The sequence below is a fragment of the Actinomadura sp. NPDC048394 genome (assembly GCF_040651755.1).
Taxonomy (GTDB): Bacteria; Actinomycetota; Actinomycetes; order Streptosporangiales; family Streptosporangiaceae; genus Spirillospora; species Spirillospora montaniterrae.
This window is the reverse complement of record NZ_JBEZJL010000033.1, coordinates 57,929-80,016: the sequence shown is the minus strand read 5'-3', so window position 1 is coordinate 80,016 and position 22,088 is coordinate 57,929. Positions and strand designations below refer to the sequence as shown.

General features: G+C 72.1%; 15 protein-coding genes. 7 read left to right on the top strand and 8 right to left on the bottom strand.

What is annotated here, in order from left to right:
- Position 1: 1 nt before the first annotated feature.
- Positions 2-472 carry a barstar family protein gene (locus AB0C78_RS24550; RefSeq protein WP_360751699.1) on the bottom strand — a complete coding sequence of 157 codons (471 nt, stop codon included), beginning with the start codon at positions 470-472 and terminating at the stop codon, positions 2-4.
- Between the two features lie 293 nt (positions 473-765).
- Here AB0C78_RS24550 and AB0C78_RS24545 point away from each other — a divergent pair, with 293 nt between their 5' ends.
- Entirely contained in the window at positions 766-1,272 is a 507-nt protein-coding gene (locus AB0C78_RS24545) for a hypothetical protein (protein WP_360751696.1), read from the top strand.
- 153 nt (positions 1,273-1,425) lie between these two features.
- A complete protein-coding gene (locus AB0C78_RS24540) occupies positions 1,426-2,352 on the top strand; it encodes a MerR family transcriptional regulator (protein ID WP_360751693.1) in 927 nt (308 codons plus the stop codon).
- Between the two features lie 37 nt (positions 2,353-2,389).
- On the opposite strand, the gene AB0C78_RS24535 is transcribed toward AB0C78_RS24540, so the two are convergent.
- The 4 genes from AB0C78_RS24535 to AB0C78_RS24520 all read right to left on the bottom strand — a co-directional run bounded on the left by AB0C78_RS24535 (position 2,390) and on the right by AB0C78_RS24520 (position 11,485).
- Complete coding sequence (locus AB0C78_RS24535; protein WP_360751691.1) at positions 2,390-3,832, bottom strand: glycosyltransferase 87 family protein; 1,443 nt, start codon at positions 3,830-3,832, stop codon at positions 2,390-2,392.
- A 161-nt stretch (positions 3,833-3,993) separates the two neighbouring features.
- Positions 3,994-6,375 (bottom strand): transglycosylase domain-containing protein, encoded by a 2,382-nt coding sequence (locus AB0C78_RS24530; RefSeq protein ID WP_360751689.1) that lies wholly within the window; start codon positions 6,373-6,375, stop codon positions 3,994-3,996.
- A gap of 786 nt (positions 6,376-7,161) precedes the next feature.
- Positions 7,162-10,896, bottom strand: a complete 3,735-nt coding sequence (locus AB0C78_RS24525; protein WP_360751686.1) for a transglycosylase domain-containing protein — start codon at positions 10,894-10,896, stop codon at positions 7,162-7,164.
- A 190-nt stretch (positions 10,897-11,086) separates the two neighbouring features.
- Positions 11,087-11,485 (bottom strand): DUF5318 family protein, encoded by a 399-nt coding sequence (locus AB0C78_RS24520; RefSeq protein WP_360751683.1) that lies wholly within the window; start codon positions 11,483-11,485, stop codon positions 11,087-11,089.
- Positions 11,486-11,654: 169 nt separating this feature from the next.
- Between AB0C78_RS24520 and AB0C78_RS24515 the strand changes: the two genes are divergently transcribed.
- The 4 genes from AB0C78_RS24515 to AB0C78_RS24500 all read left to right on the top strand — a co-directional run bounded on the left by AB0C78_RS24515 (position 11,655) and on the right by AB0C78_RS24500 (position 16,872).
- Positions 11,655-12,275: a PadR family transcriptional regulator gene (locus AB0C78_RS24515; protein ID WP_151545906.1), complete on the top strand. Its 621-nt coding sequence runs from the start codon at positions 11,655-11,657 to the stop codon at positions 12,273-12,275.
- 112 nt (positions 12,276-12,387) lie between these two features.
- Positions 12,388-13,467 carry an inositol-3-phosphate synthase gene (locus tag AB0C78_RS24510; RefSeq protein ID WP_151545907.1) on the top strand — a complete coding sequence of 360 codons (1,080 nt, stop codon included), beginning with the start codon at positions 12,388-12,390 and terminating at the stop codon, positions 13,465-13,467.
- 194 nt (positions 13,468-13,661) lie between these two features.
- Positions 13,662-15,431 (top strand): ABC transporter substrate-binding protein, encoded by a 1,770-nt coding sequence (locus tag AB0C78_RS24505; RefSeq protein WP_360751679.1) that lies wholly within the window; start codon positions 13,662-13,664, stop codon positions 15,429-15,431.
- Positions 15,432-15,549: 118 nt separating this feature from the next.
- On the top strand, positions 15,550-16,872 hold the full coding sequence (locus AB0C78_RS24500; RefSeq protein WP_360751677.1) for an MFS transporter: 1,323 nt from the start codon (positions 15,550-15,552) through the stop codon (positions 16,870-16,872).
- Here the strand turns inward: AB0C78_RS24500 and AB0C78_RS24495 are convergent.
- The 3 genes from AB0C78_RS24495 to AB0C78_RS24485 form a co-directional block, all read right to left on the bottom strand.
- Positions 16,869-18,047 carry a serine hydrolase domain-containing protein gene (locus AB0C78_RS24495; protein ID WP_360751674.1) on the bottom strand — a complete coding sequence of 393 codons (1,179 nt, stop codon included), beginning with the start codon at positions 18,045-18,047 and terminating at the stop codon, positions 16,869-16,871. The two genes, AB0C78_RS24500 and AB0C78_RS24495, sit on opposite strands and share 4 nt — an antisense overlap.
- A gap of 120 nt (positions 18,048-18,167) precedes the next feature.
- Positions 18,168-19,433 carry an adenosylmethionine--8-amino-7-oxononanoate transaminase gene (locus AB0C78_RS24490; protein WP_360751773.1) on the bottom strand — a complete coding sequence of 422 codons (1,266 nt, stop codon included), beginning with the start codon at positions 19,431-19,433 and terminating at the stop codon, positions 18,168-18,170.
- A 44-nt stretch (positions 19,434-19,477) separates the two neighbouring features.
- Complete coding sequence (locus AB0C78_RS24485) at positions 19,478-20,956, bottom strand: CCA tRNA nucleotidyltransferase (RefSeq protein WP_360751672.1); 1,479 nt, start codon at positions 20,954-20,956, stop codon at positions 19,478-19,480.
- 339 nt (positions 20,957-21,295) lie between these two features.
- Between AB0C78_RS24485 and AB0C78_RS24480 the strand changes: the two genes are divergently transcribed.
- Entirely contained in the window at positions 21,296-22,042 is a 747-nt protein-coding gene (locus AB0C78_RS24480; protein ID WP_360751670.1) for a YbaK/EbsC family protein, read from the top strand.
- The last annotated feature ends 46 nt before the right edge of the window (positions 22,043-22,088 follow it).

Genomic DNA, 22,088 nt, shown 5'->3' with positions numbered 1-22,088 from the left:
GCTAGAACGCGAGCCGGGGGACGCCCGCGACCTCCACGCCCACGCTCGCCAGCAGCACCACCATGGGCGTGGGGGTGTCCCGCCACGCCTTGACCGCGCCTCCGAGGACGTCCAGGACGGTCCGGAAGGCGCCCTGGTCGGCGTCGGCGAGCTCCGCCCACGACTCGTAGAGGACGAGGTAGCCGCTCTTGGCGGGCGTCCAGGACAGGTCGGAGAGGCAGTCCTCCAGGGCGTCCCAGTTGCCGCCGAACCAGTCGGGGAACTCGAAGGCCTCCGCGCAGAGCCGCAGGAACGCGTCCTTGCCGGGAGCGCGGCGGCCGTCCAGGTGGACGGCGTGCCAGCCCGCCTCCTCGGCCCGTTCCATCCAGGACGTGTCGCCGACGGCGCCGGGGACGGCGGGCGTCCGCCACTGGTAGACGCCCGGCCGCAGCCGTCCGGCGAGCAGCTCGTCCAGTGCTCGATTCGCGTTCACGTCGTCTCCCGGTAGCCATCTTCCCGCGCGCGCGGGACGTCCCGGGGCCGCTCGCCCCCACCGGCCGCGATCATCCCCGGCATTCCCCTACGAAATCCTCAAGTCGCCGCAATCGTCGCGGCGATCCCTCGCGTCTCCGGCCGACCTGGCGCGATGCCCGGCCGCCAGGATGCGGCCGTCGCAGCGCTTGACGCGCGCCGACCTCTGCCCTATTCTCTCGTAAGTAGAGAGACTCTTTCAAAGAGCAACTCTCAGAGCGAGGTAGTTGCCCGATTCCGCGAAGGAAGCCTGAGATGAACACCACGCCGACCACCACGACCGACGACACCACCGCCGCCGACACCACCGCCGACCGGACCGCCGCCGAGCGCGTCCACGCCTACTACGGCGCCGTCAAGAAGCTCGGCCACTGGACGGACGCGCGCCGCTTCGAGGTGCGCGCCCGCCGCGCCTCGGCCGTCCTCGACCTGCGCTCGCCGCACATCCCCGACGGCGACATCGAGATCGAGGTCGGGATCGACCACTCGATGGTCAAGCTGCTCGTCCCGCAGGACGCCGAGATCGACCACTGGGACCTGCGCTACACCGGCCGCGGCCGGGTCAAGGACTGGACCGGGGAGAACGGCGGCGGCCGCCGGATCCGGATCACCGGCGAGATCAAGCACGGCGAGATGCGCGTGCACCGCGGCGGCGTCGCGACCCTGTCCGCGCTCTTCACCAAGGAGTTCGTCCAGGACGCCCGGCGCGCCCGCCGCGAGGGCACCACCCCGGTCATCGCCGACCCGTCCCACACCGGCTGACCGATCCACCGGCAGAGAGCGCGCGCGGCCTCCCCGCGCGCTCTCTGCGCATGCTCTCCCGTCACACTCTCCCGGGCCCCGGCGTTGCGGGTTCGCGGACGCGGCGCGGACGGGCTTGAGTCTCCACCGACTGGAGCCCGCAAGGTGGAGGACATGGACGGCGACACCCTGTACACGATCGGGGAACTGGCCCGGCGGACCGGCCTCCCGGTCCGGACCATCCGGTTCTACTCCGACTCCGGTGTGGTGCCGCCGACCGACCGGTCGCCGGCCGGCTACCGGCTCTACGACATCGCGGCCGCCACCCGCCTCGACCTCGTCCGCACGCTGCGCGACCTCGGCATCGACCTCGACACCGTGCGGCGGGTGCTGGCCCGCGAGGTCACCGTCGGGGACGTCGCGGCGACGCACGCCGAGGCGCTCGACGCGCAGATCCGCACGCTCCGGCTGCGCCGGGCCGTGCTGCGCGCGGTGGCGAAGCGCGGTTCCGCCCCAGAGGAGGTCCAGCTGATGCACAAGCTCGCCAAGCTGTCCGACGAGGAACGCAACCGGATCATCACCGGCTTCATCGACGAGACGTTCGCCGGGCTGGAGGTGAACCCCGGGTTCGCCGCGAAGATGCGGGCGACGCTGCCGGAGCTGCCCGACGACCCGTCACCCGAGCAGGTCGACGCGTGGGTGGAGCTCGCCGAGCTGGTCGGCGACCCCGGCTTCCGGGCCTCGGTCCGGCGGATGGCGGAGTTCCAGGCCGAGGAGTCCGCGCGCGGCGCCGCGCAGGAGGGCTGGCCCGGCCTGACGGAGATCACGGTCGAGAAGGCGAGCGCGGCGATCGCCGCAGGCATCGACCCCGCGTCGGAGGCCGCCCGGCCCGTCGTCGACGACCTCGCCGCCGCCTACGCGGACGCGTTCGGCGAGCCGGACGGCCCGGAGTTCCGCGCGCGGCTGCTGCACCGCCTCGAGGTCGGCAGCGACCGGCGCGCCGAGCGGTACTGGCAGCTCCTCGCCGTGATCAACGGCTGGCCCGTCCCGCCCTCGCTGGTCCCGGTGTTCGAGTGGTTCATCGCCGCGCTGCGCCGCTGACCCTGCGCGGCGTCCCTGCTCCGAGACCGGTCCGGCGTCAGGCCGGGTCGGCCGCGAGGTGCCGGGCGCCGCGCCACCGGCGGAGCGACACGACGTCGTCCGCGCCGTCGAGCACCCCGCCCGCCGGATCGTCCTCGCCGCCCGTCCGCACGATGTCGCCGGACGGGCGCAGGACGTCCCACACCACCAGCACCGCCAGCGCCAGCACCGTGACGAACCGGGCGAGCAGCGCGAGGGTGTACACGTCCTGGCTGATCCCGCCCTCCGGCGCGCCGAGGTGCGCCGCCGCCGACAGCGTCGACGACAGGTCCGCGCCCGGCACCTGCAGCGACACCGACATCAGGTACCACCAGATGCCGAAGAAGTAGACGACCTCCCCGGCCTGCCAGAGCACGAACGCCGGCAGCTTCGGCCGCGCCAGCACCACGAGCGGCAGCAGCCACAGCACGTACTGCGGCGACCAGACCTTGTTCGGCAGCATGAACGCGACCAGCACCAGGAACATCAGCTGCGGCAGCCGCGGACGGCGCGGCGCCGCGAGCGCGAGCACCGCGATCCCCGCGGCGAGCACCAGGAACGTTCCCGTCCCCGCCAGGTTCAGCTCGTCGGTGTCGGACGCGAGCCCGGACAGCCCGTGGTCCTGCAGCACGAAGAAGATCGAACCCCAGTCGATGCCGCGCTTCTGGCTGAAGCTGTAGAACTCCACCCACCCGTCCCACGCGAACACCATCACCGGCACGTTCACGGCCAGCCACGCGCCCGCGGTGCCCGCGAGCATCCGCCCCATCGCCCGCCACTGCCCCGCGCGGACGCACAGCAGCACCAGCGGCCCGAGGAACAGCAGCGGATAGAACTTCGCCGCGATCGCCAGCCCGAGCATCGCGCCCGCAAGCGCCGGGCGCCGCGCCGACCACGCCGCCAGCGCCAGCGCCGCCAGCGCCACCGCCAGCAGGTCCCAGTTGATGTACGCGGTGAGCAGCAGCGACGGCGACAGCGCCACCATCAGCCCGGCCCGCAGCGACCGCCGGCCCGCGACGTACGCCGTCGCGAGCACCGCGACGATCGCGAGCACCGCCAGCAGCAGCGCCGTGACGTTGTAGAACGCCATCCCGCGCTCGTCCACCCCGAACGGCTTCACCAGCCACGCGACCAGCTGCATGAAGCCGCCGCTCAGCACCGGGTACTCGACGTGGTGGATGTCGGAGCCGGTGAACGAGTCGAAGTACGGGATCTTCCCGTCGTTCAGCCCGCGCACGTAGTACAGCGGGTACACATCGGTGTAGCAGGCGTGCTTCGTCGTCTTGATGAAGTCGAACTTCGCCGACGCGCACGGCTGCTTCTGCACCCAGCCCAGCGCGCACACCACGGCCGCGACGCCCGCCATGACCGGCGCGAGCCGCGCCATCCGGCCGCGCTCCCGCGCGGGACCCGTCCCGGTCCCGGCGCCGGCCATCGCGACCCTCTCAAAAGACGACGACATGGACAGCAGACTATTGGTCGGCGCGCAAAGAACACGCCCGCGCACCGCCCGCGCATGCGGACGTCCAGGAAACCTTCAGGAACGGCGTCCGGCGAACCCGCGGAAAGCGGAACGGCCCGGAGCCGCCATGGGCTCCGGGCCGTTCGCTCGCGCTCGGGCGTTCAGTTGGTCCCGTTCGGAGTGGTCGGGTCCTGTTCCTTGGTGCACGCCGAGTTGTCCGGGTGCGTCTTGCACCACTGTTTCCGGGCGGCCGGGTCGGTCGGCGGGAGGTTCGGATTGCAGCCGGGCGGCAGGCCCAGACCGTTGCAGGGCTGCTCCGTCGTCGGCGCCGTCGGCGTGTTGGTCGGGTTCGGCGTCTTGCCGGCGCAGGGCCGCCCGTTCTGCTGCTGCCCCTGCCCGTTGTTGGTGCAGGTCGGCGTGTTCGACGGGGTCGGGGAGGTCGTCGGCGACGTGGTCGGGTCCGGCTTCGCGACCGCCCACGGGGCGACGGTGCCGCCGTAGACCGGCGGCGGGAACGGCGTGATCTCCTTGCCCTCCAGCGCCTTCGTCATCACCATCTTGAACAGCTCGGCCGGGACGGTACCACCGTAGACCTGGCTGTAACCGCCGACGCCGACCAGGGACAGGCGATTGCCCTTCTTGTCCTGCCGCCACATCGACGCCGCCGTCACGAGTTCGGGCGTGTATCCGACGAACCAGGCGGACTTGTTCTGCGACGACGTACCGGTCTTACCGGCGACCGGACGGGAACCGAGGCTCGCCCCGGTACCGGTGCCGTGCGTGACGACTCCGCGCATCGCCTCCGTGGCGTCCGCCGCCACACCCGCGCTGAAGACCTGGGTGTCCTTCTTGCCCCACGGCTCCTTCTTCACCGGCTTGCCCGCGTCGTTCAGGACGGGATTGCCGTTCGCGTCCGTGATCGACTGGATCACGTGCGCCGGCCGGTGCACCCCGCCGGCGGCGAACGTCTGGTAGACGCCCGCCATCGTGACCGAGGTCGCGTCGATGACACCGAGGGGCAGCGAGGTGTAGGTCGCGTTGAGGCCCGGCGTGTTCGACGGGATGCCCATCTTCTCGGCCATGTCCACCACCTTGTCCAGCCCGACCTTCTGGCCGAGGTCGACGTAGGCGGTGTTGATGGACTTCGCCGTCATCTCCTTGAGGTCGAAGACGCCGTTCTCGGACGGGCTGTCGTTGGTGAACTTCGTCCCGTTGATGATGCGCCGGTAGTGCCCGTCCATCGTCGTCTTCAGGCTGACGTCGTTGTCCAGCGCGGTCGCCAGCACGATCGGCTTGAACGACGAACCCGGCTGCACCGCGCCCTGGAAGGAGTCATCGAACTGCTGCTTCTCATAGCTGGGGCCGCCGTAGGCGGCGATCACGCCACCGGTCTTCGGGTCGACCACGGTGAGGCCGAAGTGGATGGTGCTGTTGAAGTTCTTCTGGTCCTTCAGCTGCTTGACGGCCGTCGCGGTGTAGTCCTGCAGATCCTTGTCGAACGTGGTCCTGATCCGCAGGCCCGCGGTCTGGACGCGCTGCTTGGAGATGCCGAGCGTGGCGAGTTCGGAGATGACACGGTCGGTGAGGTAGCCGGTCTGACCCGTGTCCTTGATGTCGCTCCACTTCTTGTACGTCTGCGGGAACTTCGCCTTGGCCTTCTCGTCCGGCGTGAGCCACTGCTTCTTCTCCATGCCGGAGATGACGTAGTTCCAGCGGGCGATCAGCGCCTGCTTCGCCGGGTCGGAGTCGGAACCGTAGGACTTGAAGTACGTCGGGCGCTGGATCATCGCGGCCAGCAGCGCCGCCTGGGAGGCGTTGATGTCCTTGACGGGCTTGTGGAAGTACGCGCGCGACGCGGCCTGGACGCCGTAGGCGTCGCGGCCGAAGAACACGGTGTTCAGGTACTGCTCGAGCACCCAGTTCTTCGACTTCTCGTTGCCCATCCGGACGGAGATCAGGATCTCCTTGAGCTTGCGGCTGACGGTCCGCTTCTGGCTCAGGCCCTGGTAGTAGTTCCGGGCGAGCTGCTGGGTGATCGTCGACGCGCCGTTGACGTCGCCGCCGGTCGCGGCCCGGTACAGCGCGCCGGCGATGCCGCTCGGCGAGATGCCGGGCTCGTTGTAGAACTCGCGGTCCTCCGCGGCGAGCACCGCGTGCTGGACGACCTCCGGGATGTCCTTGAGCGGGAGGATCTCGCGGTTCATGCCGACCCGCGCGATCGTGCTCTTGCCGTCGTCGTAGGTGATGACGGACGCCTGCTTCGTGACGTCGGCCTGCCGGGCCTTCGGGATCGGGGTGTTGGCGTAGGCCACGCCGACCAGCGTCGCGATCCCGAGGATCCCGACCGTGACGACCGCGGTGACGATCTTCCAGTTCGGGACGTACTTCCGCCAGCCGGTCTTCTCCGGCTTGTCCTTGCGCCGGCCGCGCCGGCCGCTGCGTCCGCCGCCCCCGCCGAAGCCGCCGGGACCGCCCGGCCCGCCGGGGCCTCCCGGCCCGCCCGGACCGCCGGGCCCGCCCGGGCCGCCGGGACCGGACCGCATGCCGTTCGGAGGCGCGGCCCGGCGGCGTCCGCCCGGCCCGCCCGGCCCGCCGGGTCCACCGGCGCGCGCGGGACCCGCGCCCCGCCCGCCCGGCCGTGCCCCGGGCCGCGGCGCCGCCCTCCCGGGCGTCGGCGCGCCCATCTGCGATCCGCGCGGCGCCCCCTGGGCTCCGCGCGGCATGCCCTGACCCCCGCGCGGCGCGCCCTGGGACATGCCCTGGGCGCCGGGGCGGGGGGAGCCCCTCCTGGGCGGGGGGCCCTCTCCGTATTCGGGTCCGTAACGGCTTGGGTTGCTCACGCGACCTCATCAACTGGGGTACGGCTTTGCGTCGTCCGAGCGTACTGCTCACCCGGAGGCGTGGGGGGCGGGGGAGGAACGATGCCGTCCCCCGTCCCGGACGAACGCACTGGAACGTGCCCGTTGGGTCCGGGATGTCCGGACCGGTGGCGGGCGGGGCCGGCCAGGCGGGACGACCAGCCCCGCCGTGGCTCGGCATGCCCCGCCGGATCCGGGTGCGCGATGCCCGCCGCCGCGCCGCACGGCGTTACGCGGACATGGCTCATGTCACACCCCGATCCGTCGAGGGGTCTCTGGGCACGGCCGGGGCGGGCCGGGTCCCGCCTCCCTGCGGACGGGGCCCGGCCGTCGGCCATGAATACGTTCACGGACGCCCCCACCGGTTCATCCGCGGCCGATCCGTCCGCAGCCGATCCGTCCGCAGCCGGTCCGTCTGCGGCCGATCCGTCTGCGGCCGATCCGTCTGCGGCCGCCGCGCGCGCGGGCCGTTCATTCGGGCGGCCTCGTCAGCGGCAGCAGCGGCGCCACCGCCGCGCTGTTCGGCTGGTTGCCGCCGCGCTGCTTGCGGCACGCCGGGTCGCCCCGGTGGATCGTGCACCACCACTTCGGCGGCGGGTCGCTCGGCGGCTTGTTCGGGTCGCAGTCGGTCTGGAACGGCGTCTGGCACGGCTGCCCGTTCCCCTGGCCGTTCCCGTTGCCGTTGCCGTCGCCGTTGCAGCGCGGGTCGAACTTGCCGATCGGGCTGTTGCACCACGGCGGCCGGTCGTCGTGCTTCTTCTTCTTGGGCGGCAGCTTCGCCCACTTCTGCACGATGCCGCCCCACACCGGGTTCGGGAACGGCTCGATGTCCATGCCCCTGGTCGCCTGCGCCATGTACGAGCGCCAGATGCGCGCCGGGATCGTCCCGCCCTCGACCTCGCCGATCTGCGGCAGCACCACCGACTGCTTCTTGTGGTCCGGCCCGAGCTTGTCGTTGTACATCGTCACCGCGGTCGACACCTGCGGGACGAACCCGATGAACCACGACGACACGTTCCGGTCGGTGGTCCCCGTCTTGCCGGCGGCGGGACGCCCGTCCGGCAGCGCCGCCGCCGTCGCCGTACCGCTCTTGATGACCTGCTGCAGCGCGTACGTCGCGTCCGCCGCCACCTTCGCGTCGAACACCCGGTGCGTCTCGAACTTCGGCTTCAGCCGCACGGTCCTGTTGTCGCTCTGCTTGACGACCCGGATCACGTGCGGCTGGTGGTAGACGCCGCCGTTCGCGAACGCCTGGTAGCCCGCGGCCTGCTCGATCGGCCGGATGTCGTTGACGCCCAGCGCCAGGTTCAGCTGGTGCTTGTAGCCCTCCAGCAGCGTGGACGCGACCCCGGCGTCCTCCGCCGTCTCGATCGTCTCCGGGACGCCCACCTTCGCGATGAGCTGGATGAACGCGGTGTTCACCGACTCCTTCAACGCCGTGACGAGGTCGACGGCCGGCGCCACGTCATGGCTGTTCGGCACCGTCACCGAGTTCGGCGACCCCTTCGGCACGACGTTGCCGGTGGTGATGTCGATCGGGGTGTTCGACTTGCCCTCGACCATGCTCTTCAGGCTGTAGTTCTGCTTCAGCGCCGTCGCCAGCACGTACGGCTTCATCGCCGACCCCGCCTGCGCCGACCCGCTCCACACGTTGTCGAACGCCTGCTGCAGGTAGTCCGGACCGCCGTAGAACGCCACGACCTCGCCGTTCGCGGTGTTCACCGACACGAGCCCGACCCGGATGCCCTTCTTCGCGAGCTTCTTCGGGTTCACCTGCGGGACGGTGTGCTCGGCGGCCTTCTTCGCCATCGCCATCCGCTTGCGGTCGAACGTCGTGTAGACCCGCAGGCCCTTGGTCGTCAGCTCCTGCTGCTCGATGCCCTGCCGGCGCAGCTCCTCCTTCGCGCGCATCAGCATGTAGCCGCGCTGGCCGCCGTACAGCTGGTCGCCGGTGCCCGCGTCCTTCACCTTCGGGACGCGCTGCATGTACTTGTCGGCGTCGGCCTTCGACATCTTGCCCATCGAGACCATGCCCTTGAGCGTGTACTGGTACCGGCTGGTCACGTACGCCTTGTTGGCCTTGTCCGCCGGGTCCCGGTTCGCGTCCTGGATCATGCCGCCGAGCAGCGCCGCCTGGTCCGGCTTGAGCTGCCACACGTTGACGCCGAAGTACTCCCGCGACGCGGCCTGGATGCCGTAGGTGTCGCGGCCGAAGTAGATCGTGTTCAGGTACAGCTTGAGGATCTCGTCCTTGGACCGGCTCTTGTCCAGCTTCACCGCGATGAACAGCTCCTTGAACTTCCGGCTCATCGTCCGGTTGTTCGGGTCGGAGTAGTAGTTCTTCGCCAGCTGCTGCGTGATCGTCGAGCCTCCGCCGTGGCCGCCGGTCAGGTTCACCCACACCGCGCGCCCCGTGCCCTTGATCGAGAACCCGGGGTCGGTGCGGAAGCTCCGGTTCTCCGCCGCGAGCACCGCGTCCTGCACGAACGTCGGCACCTGCTTAAGCTCGACGCTCTGCCGCTTCTTGCCGATCCGGCCGATCTCGGTGCCGTCGGTGTAGTAGAAGATCGACGCCTGGTCCTCGACGCCCGCCACCGTCGGCTCCGCGGGCGTCGGCGTGTTCGCGTACGCCACCCCGATCATGGTGACGACGCCGGCGACGCCGAGCAGGAAGACCCCGGCCACGACCTTCCACGACGGGAGGAACCGCCGCCAGCCCGTGCTGCGGGACCGCAGGTGGTCGATGAAGCCCTTCTTCGGCGCGCGCCGTCCCGGCCCGCCGGGCCCGCCCGGGCCACCGGGTCCTCCTGGACCGCCCGGGCCTCCCGGGCCGCCGGGCTTGCCGGGGCCGCCGGGCGCGCCACCGCCGCGGAACTTGGCGAGCACCCCGCCGACCGCGCCGAGCGCGGCGGTCACGCCCGCGCCCACCGCGGCCCCCGCGCCGCCCGCAGCACCGGCACCGCCGGGCCCGCCGGGCATTCCGGGGGAGTTGAACCCGGCCGGCCCGCCGGGGCCGCCCTGCATCCCAGGACCACCCGGACCGTTCGGCCCACCGGGCCCGCCCATCACACCGGGACCACCCGGCCGACCAGGGCCTCCGGCACCCATCGGACTTCCCGGCCCGCCGGGACCCATGGGGCCACCGGGACCGCCCGGAGCGCCCTGGCCGCCGGGACCGGCCGGGCCGCCCATACCGGCGGGCGTCCCCGCACCGCCAGGGCCGGGCTGACCGCTCGGGGCACCCGGACCGGCCGCGCCGCCAGGAGCAGGCGGGCCACCGTGGGAACCCATCGGTCCGCCGGGGACGCCCATCGGGCTGCCTTGAGCACCCGAGTTCATCGGGTTGTTCGGGGTGCCGGGGCCCGCGGGTCCGCTCGCCTGCGGCGTGCCGGGGGCCGGGTGCGGCGAGACCGCGGCGCCGTGGAGGTCGGGCATGGTGAGCGGCCCGGGGTCGCCGCCCACCGGGGGACCGGCGTTGCCGGGAGGGGCGCCGAGCGGGCCGGACGCACCGGCGCTGGACGGGGCGGGACCGCCGAGCGGGTCCTGGCCGAGGGGATCCCCGGCAGGACCGGCGGACGGGCCGGGCGCGGACGCGGCGGATCCGAAGGCCGGCCCCTGTCCCAGCGGGTCCCCGCCGTAGTCGTTGGAGGCGCTGCCCGAGCCGGCGTTCTCCGCGCTGCCCGATGCGGCGCCCGTGCCGGTGCTGCCCATGAAGGACGAGCCGAGCGGGTCGTCCGGAAGGAAGGCGGCGCCCGGCTGCGGGCTCACCGGCGCGGACGGCGGCGCGGGTGCGGCGGGCGGCTGGAGGCCGGATGAGCCGATGTTCACCGTGCGCTCGGCGTCGAAGTTCTGCGGGCCGCCGGAAGCGGACGGCGGCTCGGCGCCGGCCTCCCCGCCCGGCGAGCCGGACGGGCCCGGCGAGCCAGAGGGGCCGGACGGCCCGGACGGCGGGGGGCCGAAGACGGCGGTCGCGTCGAGTTTGATCCCCGAGGGGTCCACGGGCGGCGGCGGGGAGCCGAGCGGCCCCGGGCTCTGGCCGGGCGTGCCCGGCGGAGGCGGGGGCGTCGGCCCGCCGGCGGCGGGGTCGGCGGCACGGCGCTGGGCGTCCGGGACCTCCGGTTCGCCGGTGCGGCCGAGACGGGGGATCTGGTGCCCGCCCGGCCCTGGCGACCCGGACTCCGGTCGGGGCTGGCTTGGATTACTCACGCGACCTCATCAACAGGGGACGACGACGGGCGGCGGGCCGTGCGCACCGGAGGGGGCCCCGGTGCGGCGGCGGCTCGTGCGCCGTCCGAAGAGTACTGTGCGGGCTGGTGAGCGGGGGGAGCACGGTGCAGGGCAGGGAACCGTTCCCGCAGGTCGGACGCCCTCTCCTCGGCTGCTCCTCCTTATCCGGCTACCGCTGCGGGCGCTGCTCCCCGCGACCGAGGACGTAGGACACGGTCAGGTGGTTCCAGGCGCAACTTTGGCACACTTCCACCACATACACCCTGAATTCGCCGTATTCGCGGTCCATCCGGGCGAGCTCCGCGGCCGCCGCCGCCCGTCCGGCGGACCGGCCCAGCTCGTCCCCGTACACGTAGGCGACGTGGGTGAGGTGCGCCCGCGCGCAGACCGGGCACGGAGTCTCGGTGGGCTCGCCGTGGTGCCGGGCCGCGCGCAGCAGGTAGGGGTGCGCGTCGCACGCGTCGTCCCGCGTGAGGGCCCCGGTCCGCAGGTCCGCGAGGACCGCGCGCTTGGCCAGCCCGTAATCGACGACGAGCCGGCGTCTGATGGGCGGCTCGGACCCCGGCATACGAGCAGGGTAAGCCGCGGACCCGGAGCCCGGTAGATCACCGCGAGGGGCCCGTTTTCGGCGGGCGGCTTGCCAGGATGCGACCGGGTACGTATCTTTGCGATGTATCGAGCCGATACATTCACTCGATACATCGAACGGAGACATCGACTCTGCGGAGGGACTCGCCATGGCGGGCAAGAAGGGCGCGGGCGTGCTGGAGCTCGCCGTGCTCGGCCTGCTCCACGAGTCCCCGATGCACGGGTACGAGCTGCGCAAGCGGCTCAACACCCTGCTCGGCATGTTCCGCGCCTTCTCGTACGGGACCCTCTATCCGTGCCTCAAGCAGCTCCTCGCCAACGGGCTGATCGTCGAGGACCGGCCGGAGGAGCCGAACGCGACGCTGGCACTGCAGAGCCGCCGGTCGAAGATCGTCTACAAGCTCACCGCCGACGGCAAGGAACGGCTCCAGAACCTCCTGACCGAGGCCGGTCCGGCGTCCTGGGAGGACGAGGGGTTCGGCGTGCACTTCGCCTTCTTCTCGCACACCCGCGCCGACGTCCGGCTGCGGATCCTCGAAGGCCGGCGCAGCCGGCTCGAGGAACGCCTGGAAGCCGTCCGCGCCGCCCTCGGCCGGACCCGGGAACGGGTCGACTCCTACACCCTGGAGCTGCAGAACCACGGGCTGGAGTCGGTCGAGCGCGAGGTCCGCTGGCTCAACGAGCTGATCGGGCGCGAGCGGGCCGAGCAGGAACAGCAAGCCAGATCTTTCGAAAGCAATAAGGACATGCCTCGGGACAAGGGCCGCTGAGGAGCGGCCCCACCTGGGACGGGTGAACTCCACCTCAGGTCCCGCCAGTGGTGGCGTTCGCCCTCCGGGGCGGGCGAGGATCGCAACCGCAAGAGAGTTAAGGAGCAATCGGATGGGTTCCGTGCGCGTAGCCATCGTGGGTGTGGGCAACTGCGCCTCTTCGCTCGTCCAGGGTGTCGAGTTCTACAAGGACGCGAGCCCCGAGACGCGGGTCCCCGGCCTCATGCACGTCCAGTTCGGCGACTACCACGTCGGCGACGTCGAGTTCGTCGCCGCGTTCGACGTGGACGCCAAGAAGGTCGGGATGGACCTGTCCGAGGCCATCCACGCCAGCGAGAACAACACCATCAAGTTCGCGGACGTCCCGCCGACCGGCGTCACCGTCCAGCGCGGCCACACCTTCGACGGCCTCGGCGAGTACTACCTCGACATCATCGAGGAGTCCGACGCCGAGCCGGTCGACGTCGTCCAGGCGCTGAAGGACGCGAAGGTCGACGTGCTGGTGTCGTACCTGCCGGTGGGCTCGGAGGAGGCCGACCGCTTCTACGCCCAGTGCGCCATCGACGCCAAGGTCGCGTTCGTCAACGCGCTGCCGGTGTTCATCGCCTCCGACCCCGAGTGGGCGCAGAAGTTCACCGACGCGGGCGTCCCGATCGTCGGCGACGACATCAAGTCGCAGGTCGGCGCCACCATCACGCACCGCGTCATGGCCAAGCTGTTCGAGGACCGCGGGGTCGAGCTGCTGCGCACGTACCAGCTCAACTTCGGCGGCAACATGGACTTCATGAACATGCTGGAGCGCAAGCGGCTCCAGTCCAAGAAGATCTCCAAGACGCAGTCGGTCACCTCGCAGATCCCGCACGAGATGGCGAAGGCCGACGTGCACATCGGCCCGTCCGACCACGTGCCGTGGCTGGACGACCGCAAGTGGGCCTACGTCCGCCTCGAGGGCAAGTCCTTCGGCGACACCCCGCTGAACCTGGAGTACAAGCTGGAGGTCTGGGACTCCCCGAACTCCGCCGGCGTCATCATCGACGCGGTCCGCGCCGCGAAGATCGCCAAGGACCGCGGCATCGGCGGCCCGATCCTGTCCGCCAGCAGCTACTTCATGAAGTCGCCGCCGGAGCAGTACAACGACGACCAGGCCCGCCAGGCCGTCGAGAAGTTCATCGCCGGCGAGGTCGACCGGTGACACGCGCCTCCGCGCGCTGAGAGTCTCGTCACAAAGCTCTCCGAGGACGCCCTGACAGTGGACATCCCGCTGTCAGGGCGTCCTTACTTCTCTACATAAAACGGTGATGTAGCGGCTCTTTGTCACGCTCTGGCCCTACTGTGACACCGCCGGTTATCGCACACCAGCTGCCGAGTGCCGGACTGGAGGACGAGATGGCGCGCGAGGTGATCAAGGTGACGGCGGGCATCGCCGGGCTCGCGGTCGGGCTTGCCGCGTGCGGCGGCGGGGGCGACGGCGCGTCCGCCGACGGCCCGCCCCGCGACGGCGGGACGCTCCGCATCGTCGGCTCGTCCGACGTCGAGCACCTCGACACCGCGTCCGTCGCCAGCGTCGGCGGGTACGGGCTCGTCCGCACGTTCGCGCGGACGCTGTTCTCCACCCGCGCGTCCAACGACTTCGCCGAGACGCTCCCGGTGCAGGCCGACGTCGCGGCGCGGCTGCCGAGCAGGGAGAACGGCGACGTCAGCAAGGACGGCCGCGGCTACACCATCCGGCTGCGCGACGGCGTCATGTGGAACTCCTCGCCGCCGCGGCCGGTGACCGCGCAGGACTTCGTCCGCGGGTTCCAGCGGCTGTGCAACCCGGCGTCGCCGTCCGCCGGCAAGGGCTACTACATCTCGACGATCAAGGGGATGGACGGGTTCTGCCGCGGCTTCGGCGGCGTGAACGCCAGGGACGCCCGGGCGATCGCCGCCTACCAGCGCGCCCACCCGATCGAGGGGGTCCGCGCGAAGGACGACCGGACGCTGGTGTTCCGGCTGAAGCGCCCGGCCAGCGACTTCCTCAACCTGCTGTCGCTGCCGTTCACGGCGGCGGCGCCGCGCGAGTACGACGCGTACGTGCCCGACAGCCCCGGCCTGCGCCAGCACATGATCTCGGACGGCCCGTACCAGATCGCCCAGTACCGTCCGGGGATCTCCTACCTGCTGACGCGGAACCCGGCCTGGCGGCAGGACGCCGACCCGATCCGGGAGCGGCACGTGGCGCGGATCCAGATCACCCTCGGCCAGGACTCGGCGGAGACGGTCCAGCAGCAGATCGAGCAGGGCGCCGCCGACCTCGCATGGGACCAGCCCGTCCCGACGTCGGCGATCCCGCGGCTGCGCGACGACCCGCGGTTCGCGATCCGGGAGACCCCGAGCAACAGCCCGTACCTGGTGTTCAACCTGCACAGCCCGAACAACGGCGGGGCGCTCGGCGACCGGGCGGTCCGGCAGGCGCTGGAGTACGCGGTGGACCGCAGCGCCCTCATCAAGATCGTCGGGGGGCCGTCGGTGGCGCAGCCGCTGCACACCGTGATCCCGCCCGGCAACTCCGGGTACGCCGCCTCGAACCCGTACCCGACGCCGGACGAGGCCGGCGACCCGGGCAAGTGCCGGCAGCTCCTGGCGAAGACGGGCCACCGGAAGCTCACGCTGAAGTTCCCGTACCGCACCAACAGCGTCCACAAGCTCATCGCCCAGTCCATCGCCGAGAACCTCTCCGCGTGCGGCGTCGAGACCAGGCTCACCCCCGACACCGGCGGCTCGTTCTACTCCAGCACCATCGCGACGCCCGCGCGCGCCCGCGAGGGCCAGTGGGACATCGCCGCGCCCGGCTGGACGCCCGACTGGTACGGCAACAACGGCCGCTCGATCATCCAGCCGCTGTTCGACGGGCGCGGCTACGGGCAGAACTCCACCGACTACGGCGGCTACGACAACCCGCAGGTCAACGCGCTGATCGACGGTGCGCTCACCGCCCCGGACGCGGGCCGCGCGGCCGGGTACTGGCAGCAGGCCGACCAGCTGATCATGGCGGACGCGGCGATCGTCCCGCTGCTCGACCGCGCGCACACGATCTTCCGCTCGTCGCGCGTCCACGGCGCGCTGTTCGTCCCCACGGCCGCCGGTTACGACTACACCAGGCTGTGGCTGTCGTAGCGGTCGCCCTGTCGTAGCGGCCGCCGGAGGCTCCGGGTCGCCGGCCGCTCGGCAAAGGACCGTTCCGGCCGCGCCGCGCCGGGGCCGCGGGAGTCCCCGCCCCGGGTACTTTGATCAGGTGAAAGCGGGTGAGCTGGGCGCGATCGTGCGGGGGCGGGACTTCCGCCGCCTGTACGCGACGCGGCTGACGTCGCAGCTCACCGACGGCGTCTTCCAGGTCGCGCTGGCCGGCTACGTGTTCTTCTCGCCGGAGCGGCAGGCGACGGCGGGCAAGGCCGCGGCGGCGTTCGCGGTGACGCTGCTGCCGTACTCGGCGCTCGGGCCGTTCGCCGGGGTGTTCATCGACCGGTGGCAGCGGCGGCAGATCCTGGTGTGGACGCCGGTGCTGCGGGCGATGGTCGTGCTGGTCGTCGCGGCGCTGGTGGCGAGCGGGCGCGACGGCGCCGGCTTCTTCCTGGCCGTGCTGGTGGTGCTCGGCGTCAACCGGTTCTTCCTGTCGGCGCTGTCGGCGGCGCTGCCGCACGTGGTGCGGCGCGAGCAGCTGGTGACGGCGAACGCGTTCTCGGTGACGAGCGGGACGGTGATCGCGTTCGTCGGGGGCGGCGCCGGCTACCTGCTGCGCGCGCTGTTCGGCGGCGGGGAGCGGGGGACGGCGCTGATCCTCGCGGCGGGCGCGGGCATGTACCTGGCCGCCGGGGCGATCGCGACGCTGCTGCCGCGCGGGCTGCTCGGCCCGTACCCGGCGGAGGCGGAGGCGCTCGCGGGCCGCGGCCCCGGCCGGGACGCGCCGGGCGTGCGGGACGCGCTCGCCGCGGTGCTGTCCGGCCTGGCGGACGGGGCGCGGCACATCGCGGGACGGCGGCAGGCGGCGCTGGCGCTCGGCGCGATCTCGTTCCACCGGTTCGTGTACGGGATCATCCTGATGATGACGCTGCTGCTGTGCCGCGGCCACTTCTCCGACGACGCCGACGAGGGGCTGGCGACGCTGGCGCTGATGCTGGGCGTGTCGGGGGCGGGGTACTTCGCGGCGGCGCTCGTGACGCCGCCGGTGGTGCGGCGGATCAGCAAGCAGGCGTGGATCGCGCTGCTGCTGGCCGCCGCGGCGGCGGGGATGCTGCTGCTCGGCCTGCCGTTCTCCGAGACGGCGTGGACGGCGGGCGCGTTCGGGCTCGGCGTCGTGTCGCAGGGCGTGAAGCTGTGCGTCGACACGACGCTGCAGGAGACGATCGACGACGCGTACCGGGGCCGCGTGTTCTCGGTGTACGACATGCTGTTCAACACGACGTTCGCGGCGGCCGCGGCGCTCGCCGCGACATGGCTGCCGCCGGACGGCGTGGCGTCGATGACGCTGGTCGCGGTGGTCGTCGCATACGCGGCGGGCGCGGCGGCCTTCTGGACGGCCTCCGTCCGCACCCCCAAGCCCGTCCCGGTCCGGGACTAGGCGTCCTGCGCGAGGATCAGCTCCTCCAGGAGCGACTCGATCGGTGCGCTGGTCTGCGCGTCGTAGTTGCAGAGGATCACCGTGGTCCACCCCGAGTGCGGGTACACGTACCAGTTGGCGTCCACTCCCGGAGAGCCGCCGTTGTGGCCGAGGAACCGGTGGCCGCCGACGAACGTGGAGTCCGGACCGTACCCATCGAAGTGCGACTTCGCGGGCTTCCCGTCCTTGGCGGGAAGCGTGCCTCCCGGCACTTTGGGACTGGTGATCAGCTCGGTGTAGGTGCGGCCGACGAGCTTGTAGCCGTTGAGGGCGTCGGTGAAGCGCCGCAGGTCCGGCGCGGTGGCGAAGGCGCCGCCGTCCGGCAGGCCGATGAAGGCGCGCTCGCCGACCTGGTTCTCGCGCTGTCCTGACGGCGTGGTGGTGTAAGGCCGGGCGATGCGCCGGTCGTTCTGCCACTGCGGCCGGGTGGAGAAGCCGGACGCGTTCATGCCGGCGGCTCTGAAGATGTACCGGCGGACGTAGTCGAAGTACGACATGCCGGAAACCTTCGCCACGATCGCGCCGAGCGTGACGTAGGCCGAGTTGCTGTACAGGTGGCTCGTCCCGGGGGTGTAGTGCGGCTTCGTCGTGCGGATGAACGCCATGGTGCCGTCCATGACCTCTTCCGCGCTGGTCCAGGCGGCCTCCGCCTTCCGGTAGTCCGGGACGTCCTGCCGGTAGTCGCCCATGCCGGAGGTGTGCGTGAGCAGCTGGTGCACGGTGACGTTCTCGGCGATCTCGGCGGGGAAACCGTCGAGGTAGGCGCCGAGCCTCCCGTCGTAGGCGATCTTGCCCGCCTCGGCCAGCTGCGCGATCGCCACCCCGGTGAAGACCTTGGTGATCGAGCCGAGCGAGAAGATCGTGTCCGGCCCGTTGCGGATCGAGCGCTCCTTGTCCGCCATGCCGTAGGACCGCGACAGCACGGTGCGTCCGCGGTTCACGAGCAGGACCGTTCCGGAGAACTGGTCCTTGGCGGCCTGCTGCCGGACGAACCGGTCGAACTCGCCGCCGGGCTTCAGGCCCGCGGGGATCCGTCCGCTTCGGCCGGCGGCGACCGCCGTTCCGGGAGCCGCCAGCAGCCCTCCCGCGGCGAGCGGCACGGCCCCCATCACCCCGAGCGCGGAACGCCGGTTCATGCCCATCCTGCTTCTCCCCTCACAGCGGTGACCCGGTGAGGAGAGGCAACATGATCGCGTGTTTCCCGGCCGTTACCCCAGAGGGGCACGGCTCAGAAGGCACGGCTCAGAAGGCAGGGCTCAGAGGGATTCGGCGATCGCGTGGAGGGCCGAGCCGATGTGGGCGACCTCGTCCTCGGTGCACACGTACGGCGGCATCGTGTAGATCAGCTTCCCGAACGGGCGGAGCCACACGCCGTGCGCCGTCGCGAGGTCCTGGACGGCGGCCATGTCGACGGGTTCGCGGGCCTCGACCACGCCGATCGCGCCGAGGACCCGGACGTCGGCGACCCCCGGCAGCTCCTCGGCGCCGGAGAGCTCGCTGGTCAGGACGGCCTCGATCGTGTCGACCTCCGTCCGCCAGTCGCGCGACAGCAGCAGGTCGATGGACGCGGACGCGACCGCGGCGGCGAGCGGGTTCGCCATGAACGTCGGCCCGTGCATGAGCGCGCCCGCCGAGCCGGACGTGATGCCGTGCGCGACGCGGTCCGTGCACAGGGTCGCGGCCATCGTCATGTACCCGCCGGTCAGGGCCTTGCCGACGGACATGATGTCGGGGACGACCTCGGCGTGGTCGCAGCCCCACAGCTCGCCGGTGCGGCCGAAGCCGGTGGCGATCTCGTCCAGGACGAGCAGCAGGCCGTGCTCGTCGGCGATGTCGCGGAGGGCGCGCAGGTACTCGGGGGCGTAGAAGCGCATGCCGCCGGCGCCCTGGACGATCGGCTCGGCGATGATCCCGGCGAGCTCGTAGGCGTGCTCGGCGGCGAGCTTCGCGACCTCGTCGATGTAGGTCTGGTCGGGGTCAGCGGTGTAGCCGAGCGGCGGCACGGGCGCGAACACGTGCCGCGCGAGGACGTCGCTGAACTCCCGGTGCATGCCGTTGAAGGGGTCGGCGACCGCCATGTCGCCGAAGGTGTCGCCGTGGTAGCCGCCGCGGACGGTCAGCAGCCGGCGCCGTTCCGGGCGCCCCTGCGACCGCCAGAACTGCATCGCCATCTTGATCGCGACCTCGACGGCGACGGAGCCGGAGTCGGCGAAGAACACCTTGGTCAGCGGCTCGGGCGTCAGCTCGACGAGGCGCTCGGCGAGCCGCACCGCGGGCGGGTGGGTGAGCCCGCCGAACATGACGTGCGCCATCTTGCCGAGCTGCCCGGTGACGGCGGCGTTCAGCTTCGGGTGGTTGTAGCCGTGGATCGCCGCCCACCACGACGACATCCCGTCGATCAGCTCGGTGCCGTCGGCGAGGGTGAGCCGGACGCCGTCCGCGGACACGACGGGCAGGGCGGGCGCCGTCGCGGGCATCGGCGCGTACGGGTGCCAGATGTGGTCGCGGTCGAACGCGAGCATCCGCTCGGTCTCGGCGGGGCTCATCCGGCCCAGCTGCAGCGGGATCACGCGGACTCCTCGGGCTTGATCCCCTCCTCGGCGGCCCAGCGGCGCAACTCCCGCTCGGCGGCCTCCTTGCCGATCATGCCCTGGTCGAGGCGGAGCTCGAGGAGGAACCGGTACGCCTTCCCGACGAGCGGCCCCGGCCGGATCCCGAGGATCGCTTGGATCTCGTTCCCGTCGATCTCCGGCCGGATCGCGGCGAGCTCCTCCTCCTCGGCGAGCCGCTCGATCCGCGCCTCCAGGTCGTCGTAGGTGCGGCGGAGCCGGTCGGCCTTGCGCTTGTTGCGGGTGGTGCAGTCGGCGCGGGTCAGCTTGTGCAGGCGGGTGAGCAGCGGACCGGCGTCCCGGACGTACCGGCGGACGGCCGAGTCCGTCCACTCGCCGGTGCCGTAGCCGTGGAACCGCAAATGCAGCTCGACCAGGCGCGACGCGTCGGCGACGACGTCCTTCGGGTAGCGCAGCGCGGTCAGCCGTTTGCGGGTCATCTTCGCGCCGACGACCTCGTGATGGTGGAACGACACCCGGCCCCCCGCCTCGAACCGGCGGGTCCGCGGCTTGCCGATGTCGTGCAGCAGCGCCGCGAGCCGCAGGACGAGGTCGGGCCCCTCCTTCTCCTGCGCGATCGCCTGCTCCAGCACGATCAGCGAGTGCTCGTAGACGTCCTTGTGCCGGTGGTGCTCGTCGATCTCGAGCCGCAGCTTCGGCAGCTCCGGCAGCACGTGCGCCGCGAGGCCCGTGTCGACCAGCAGCGCGAGGCCCTCCCGCGGGTACCGGCCGCAGATCAGCTTGGACAGCTCGTCGCGCACCCGCTCGGCGGAGACGATCTCGATCCGCCCGGCCATGTCCTTCATCGCCTGGACGACGTCGGGCGCGACGGTGAAGCCGAGCTGCGCGGCGAACCGGGCGGCCCGCATCATCCGCAGCGGGTCGTCGCTGAACGAGTCCTCCGGCCTCCCGGGCGTCCGCAGCACCTCGCGCTGCAGGTCGGTGAGGCCGCCGAACGGGTCGACGAACTCGTATCCGGGCAGCCGCGCCGCCATCGCGTTCACCGCGAAGTCGCGGCGCCGCAGGTCCTCGACGAGGGACGTCCCGTACGACACCTCCGGCTTGCGGGACTTCGGGTCGTAGGACTCGCTGCGGTAGGTGGTGATCTCCAGCTCGTGGCCGCCCTTGCGGAGCCCGACCGTGCCGAACTCGATGCCGATCGTCCAGACGTTGTCCGCCCAGCCGTCGATGATCTCCAGGATCTTCTGCGGCGGCGCGTCGGTGGTCAGGTCGACGTCCTTGGACGGGCGGCGCAGCAGCGCGTCCCGGACCGGCCCGCCGACCAGCGCCAGCTCGTGCCCGGCGGCGGCGAACCGCTCGCCCAGCTCGTCGGCGACCGGCGCTATCCGGCGCAGCAGCTCCGCGATCGCGGTCCTGCGGCGCGCCGCGGCGCTGGGGTTCTCGTTGTCGTCGGGCACCTGGTCGAGCACGGCCATCGAGCGTATTTCCTTGGTGAGCGGGCTGACAAAGGACTTTCGGCGGGCGCGGGCCCTTCACACGGCGTCGGCCCCGGGTTACGTTCTGGGCACCCCGATGCCGCCGGCGCGACCGCCGGTGAGCCTCCCGTACGCACCACGGTAGCGGGATCCCCAGGCGGTACGGTCCGCCGCACCTGCGGCGCAGGCGCATCGGGAGGCTTCACCTGGCGTTCGGCGAGTGTTGATCCGACCACCTCGGGTATGTGGGGGCATTCCCCGCAGAGTGCAACGTACGGGGGCACAGGGAGACCGGCACGGGGCTGTGCGGGGCGCCGCCCCGCGGGATGGAGCCAGATCATGAAGGACGCGCTCACCCTCCACCGCGCGCTGCTCGAATGGGAGGCCGTGCACGAGATCGTGCGGCTCCCCATCGGCATCGCCCACGCCGACGAGCTGCCGAAGGCGCTCGGCCTCCCGGCGGACCGGTGCCTGGTGACGCGCGTCTTCGCCTGCGACGACTCCACCTGCGACGACTCCGTCCCCGGCGGCGTGCCCCTCGGCGATCTCGGGTACGGCGATCCGCCGCACGCCGACCCGGCCCGCGACGAGGCGGCCCGCGAGGCCCTGGCGCGCGACGCCCCGGGGCGCGGCGACCCGGCGCACGACGCGGCGGTGCAGGACGACTTCGACTGCGGCGGCACGCATCCCGGCAGGTGCTTCCTGACGGGCGTGATCGTCCGGGCGGGGGACCGGCCGCCCGGCGAGGCGGTCCGCCGCGCCATGGGCGCCCGGCGGGTCGGGCCCGCCCGCGCCGACCTGGTCAACGCCGTCACCGAGTACGCGGCCGGGCTGGTCTGCCCGCTGCTGCTGCCGGAGTCGATGCCGCTGCTGATCGACCAGCGGCTGGTGGACGGCCCGCCCGGCCCGGACGTCGTCTACACCCCGACCGGCGAGCCGTCCACCGCGCTCGGCATCCGCGGCCATGACCTCGCCGCGTTGTGCCAGGCCAAACCGGTCGACCTGGCCGCCGTGCCGGGCGTCCCGGCGCGCGCGGCGCGCGGCGGGCGGCCGAACACGCCGGGACGGCGCCATCCGGTGGGCTGATCCGCCGCGGAAGTCCGGCGCCCGGCCGGTCCCGACTACCATCGGG